General features: G+C 64.6%; 1 protein-coding gene. It reads left to right on the forward strand.

Annotated elements, in window-relative coordinates:
* Positions 1-277: ATP-binding cassette domain-containing protein (locus SCA31_RS23170; protein ID WP_410699377.1), on the forward strand; the 277-nt coding region annotated here is incomplete at both ends.

Consider the following 277-nt stretch of genomic DNA (forward strand, 5'->3'; position numbering starts at 1 on the left):
GGCATGGTGACCCAGGACGGGCACCTGTTTCACGAAACCATTGCCTCCAACCTCCGTCTCGCACGGCCCGGGGCCACCGAGGAAGAAATGTGGAGTGTCATCCGGCGGGCCCGGTTGGACCCCATGGTCCGGTCATTGCCTGACGGGTTGGAGACCGTGGTGGGGGAGCTGGGTTACCGGCTTTCCGGCGGCGAACGCCAACGTCTCACCATTGCCCGCCTGCTCATCAAGCAGCCGCGCGTCGTGATTCTTGATGAGGCGACTGCCGCGCTTGACT

The sequence above is a fragment of the Chryseobacterium sp. SIMBA_028 genome (assembly GCF_046535285.1).
Classification (GTDB): domain Bacteria; phylum Bacteroidota; class Bacteroidia; order Flavobacteriales; family Weeksellaceae; genus Chryseobacterium.